Annotated in this window: 2 protein-coding genes and 1 pseudogene; 1 reads left to right on the forward strand and 2 read right to left on the reverse strand. The window is 46.4% G+C overall.

Going from position 1 to position 4,009, the window contains the following annotated elements:
• Window positions 1-508: 508 nt before the first annotated feature.
• Entirely contained in the window at window positions 509-916 is a 408-nt protein-coding gene (locus ACED25_RS23015) for an H-NS family nucleoid-associated regulatory protein (protein WP_017100253.1), read from the reverse strand.
• 157 nt (window positions 917-1,073) lie between these two features.
• Window positions 1,074-1,691, reverse strand: coding sequence for a DUF2913 family protein (locus ACED25_RS23020; protein ID WP_017100254.1), 618 nt, complete (start codon window positions 1,689-1,691; stop codon window positions 1,074-1,076).
• Window positions 1,692-1,839: 148 nt separating this feature from the next.
• Here ACED25_RS23020 and traD point away from each other — a divergent pair.
• Window positions 1,840-3,799 (forward strand): annotated as a pseudogene (gene traD, locus ACED25_RS23025) (type IV conjugative transfer system coupling protein TraD).
• The last annotated feature ends 210 nt before the right edge of the window (window positions 3,800-4,009 follow it).

Genomic DNA, 4,009 nt, shown 5'->3' on the forward strand with positions numbered 1-4,009 from the left:
CTCGTTAGTGATTGTACTCACTTAACGCAGTGTCCAAAACTACTGGTTCAGATCACAATGAGTTAATCCATTTGATTGAAACTGTGTGACTATATCTATAAAAACGACAAACAACGAGCCGAGGCTCTGAAGCCCTCTTTATTTATAATTACTGTAATTGAAGGTGATGTAAGTCTTTCGTGGCTTGTTACCATATAAAGGGGCAATAGAGCATTAAACCACCTTTCGTTTAATGCTTTGTAATATTGATATGTGTTTGCCAGCGCCAAGTCATGGGGGCTCTGTCCATTGCCCTGACTTTTTGCTGAGCAAAGGGTCAAGTATGACCGTTATAGCCGTCTGCAGGGGCGCTTTTTGGCGTCTCCAAGCCCTTTCATAAATACCGTCTCTGACTTCAGTAAGGTATCATTCTCGTCGAAATGTTGGGTCATTGTGGGCTTATCTCTCGTGATAAATAAGCCCAGCAGGCCTGGCTATGATAAGTAAGCCATTGTTTGAGTAAAAGAAACTAGCGCTTAATCAAAAAATCATCAATGGATTGACCCGCATCTAATTTCGTTTGAATGGCCGCAGGTGTGCGACCTTGTCCTGTCCATGTTTTTTCAGTGCCGCTCTCATCAGTGTATTGGTATTTCGCGGGTCTTGGTTGACGAATTTTTTTTGTTTTTGGCTGTCCAGTGAGCGCTGCCAGTAAGTCCTCTACCCCTATTCCACTCTCTGACATTTGTTTTGCCATTTCAGCCACTTTGGCCTCTTTTTCTGCGCGCGCTTCACGTTCAGCTTCTTCGCTTTCCTGGCGCTCCAGATACACGGTTGTTAATTTATCCAGTGCTTCTTCAAGCTGCTCAAAAGTTAATTCTCGAGAGAATGCTCGCAAAGTGCGAATGTTCAGTAACGTTTTAATCATTGGGTTCATGTTAAGCCTATTTATTGTTGAGTTTTTATATGACTAAGCGGCAGCATATATAATGCTTGTCGAAGTGTGTGTCAAAATTCATTTGAAAGTAGTGATGCTTTGTTAACTGGGTCTCATATAAAAGCTTAGATGGCACAGAGGGGGAGAAATAAAGAGGTCATTGTCCAACAACGTGCTTATCGCTCACTTTTGGGGAGGAAATGCGATGCAAGAGTAAGTGAATCACTTCATGCTCATCCACATGCTCGATTTCTACGCGATAGACACCTTGGGCTTGCACGGCCTCAATCAGCGCTTTGAGGCGCGTCGTTTTGACAGTCATCACCAAGGGTTTGATTTGGTTATTGTCTTTATCAAACCCTTCTTCAATTTCTGACTGGGTCATGTACAAGATCTCCTCCTCTCTCGCTTTGTCGGGATGGTCGAGCTCGGAAGGAAATTGGTGCTGATCATTGAGGTCTGTCAGCATGAGATAGAGTTCATCCGCCTGTGACAATCGAGCCTGATACTCAAGGTTCAGTTGATTGACCGTCCACAACTTTTGCTCAAGATTGCCTCTGGTTTGGCGACCAATAGTGAGCATGGTTTTTAGGTCGTTTTTGCACACAGAGAATTGAGCCTGCTTTACTTTCGGTTTGAGGTATTTCACCAAGAAGGCATTGCGTTTCTTTACCGTCCAAAACCCACCTTGCTGACTCATAGTGCAATAGAGCGTCAGCAGTGAATGGGTAACCAGCTCATCCAGAGCTAGGTAGTGTTTTAAATTTTGACTCATCAAAGCGCTCTGTTTATCCAATCAGTCGCACAGTGTATCAAATCCCCAATGAAAATCATGGCGTAAGCGCGCCTTTCCTTTGAATAGCAGTGAATACGTTCATTTCACCACTTTACCTTCAACGCCAACTCTTAAATAAGGAGCGACGATGCGTCCCCGTAAGAAAAGCAATCATTTTACCCGAGGTGGCCAAGTCATCTTCCATTCCATTCGAATGTTCTTCCAAGTCAACAACACCATCATCAAGTTCATTGGTTTTGGGATGTTATTGGCCACCCTCGCGTCACGCCTTTTGGGGGAGTTCTATTACTGGCGGAATATTTTATACGCTATTAGACAACTTGGTGAACCCAGTGTGGGACGGTGAGCGCTACCAATCCACGCTCGCGTCTCAGCTTGACAATGTCGTGCTTCTCGATATTCACGCCGAGGAGTGGCGAAACTTCCAAGTCTACTACCTCATTTCGATGTTGGTCGGATTCTTCATCTTTTATCTGCTGCAGCGTTTTTTCAAAGAGCAAGGCGAGAAACAGAGTGAAGACTTTCATGTGCGTGGTTTTCGTCTGGTTGAGCTACAAGTATTAACCAAGATGCAAATCAAGCGCGCTAAAGTGAACCGTAAACGCGGTTATGGCGATGGCACCACGGGCGCGGCGGGTAATCAGTGATGATCCGCAAACTGGTGCGATGGATACGAGAGCGTGGCGACAAGGCCATTATTTACGACAAAGGTTGTGTGTTCACCTGTAAATTCTACCGCCCTGAGACCGACGTCATATTGAACCCGTTTGATGCTCGATGCGCGAATTGGGACGTGTGGTGCGACGCAAAAGACGCCCCCGACTTTGAGAACATGGCCGCGGCCCTCATCCCACAACACGGCGATGGCGATCCATTTTGGGTTGACTCAGCGCGCACCATTTTTTCATCCACCGCCTTTCGCATGAGCCAGGACAATAAACCCGCGACGACCGCACGCCTATTGAGTTTAATTTTGACCAGTGAGCTTGAAGCGTTAGGTAATTTTCTGGAAGGCACCGAGGCCGCCGCCCTGGCATCGAAGGACATCAAGAAAACCGCGATTTCCATCAAATCGGTATTGGCCACCTACATGAAAAGCATGCGTTTTTAGACGGCCTTGATGATGAGCATCGAGACGAAGCGCTGCAGAAGAAGTTTTCTATTACAGACTGGGTACAAGACGATAAGCAGACCGGCTTTTTGTTCTTATAGAGTAACGCGCAGCAGCATGCGTCACTGCGACCGCTCATCTCCATGTGGTTGGCTATCGTGTCCAACGCCATTTTAGGGCTAGAAGCCGATGAAGACCGCCGCATTTGGGTCTTGATGGATGAAATGCCCAGTCTGCATAAATTACCTGAACTCGGCTCCATCACAGCCGAAGTGCGAAAATTTGGCGGGTGCTACTTAATTGGTATCCAATCGTACGCGCAGTTGCTGAAAACCTATGGCAAGAACGCCGCCGATGAGATGTTTGATTTGTTGAACACGCGCTTTTTCTTTCGTGCGCCATCAGCACAAATGGCGCAAATCTCTTCCAAAGACTTGGGGGAGCAAGAAGTCGATATTTCTAAAGAAAACGTGTCGTACGGCGCGAACACGCTGCGTGACGGTGTGTCATTGGGCCATCAAACGGTCACAAGGCCCGGCGGTCTCGCCGAGTGAGATCCAAGCTTTGGATGATTTGCTGTGTTACGTACGTACGCCAGGTGTTGATCTCATCACTAAGCTGGATTTGGAGTTCGATGTCATGAAAGACATCTGCCCTTCTTTCAACAAACGTAGCGTGACATTGTCACAGCCCATGTTCAAACCACTTACTACGAAAGGTCGCACCGAGTCTTCACCTATCCAAAGAAGCGCAGCAACCACTTCTCAAGCTACAACATGCCAAGTTCGATTCAAAAGAATAAATGCTCAACGAGGCAAGCCAAATGAAAGAAGCGATGCAAAGTGACACCGTGCAAGCGATGGTCGAGTCAAAGGATCAAGACAATCTCGAGTACCAGGAGCAAGCGCAGCGAACCATTGAAGAGCAAGCCACCTCACCGGAAATAGAGATGGAAGCGGGCGATATGGTTGAATAGCGCATCAAATAGTCGATAGCCACACAAGACAGAAATAGGTCATTGCAAACCAAATGTATTAGGTATTTTTATGTTACCGAGTTTGTCTACATTAATCTTCGAGACCTTGGTCGTCTCACTCTTATTTTTTGCACTTTGTCTTATGCAGATCACCAAGAGTCAATTTCAGTGGACGCAACTTTTCATCGCGTCCACTGGCTTTTTATCACT

The organism is Vibrio sp. 1F263 (assembly GCF_041439035.1).
In the GTDB taxonomy this organism is placed as follows: Bacteria; Pseudomonadota; Gammaproteobacteria; order Enterobacterales; family Vibrionaceae; genus Vibrio; species Vibrio tasmaniensis_A.

What these genes read in the sequence shown, in the direction of transcription:
- ACED25_RS23015 (WP_017100253.1), bottom strand. Translation starts at nt 916, where the DNA reads ATGAACCCAATGATTAAAACGTTACTGAACATTCGCACTTTGCGAGCA.
- ACED25_RS23020 (WP_017100254.1), bottom strand. Translation starts at nt 1,691, where the DNA reads ATGAGTCAAAATTTAAAACACTACCTAGCTCTGGATGAGCTGGTTACC.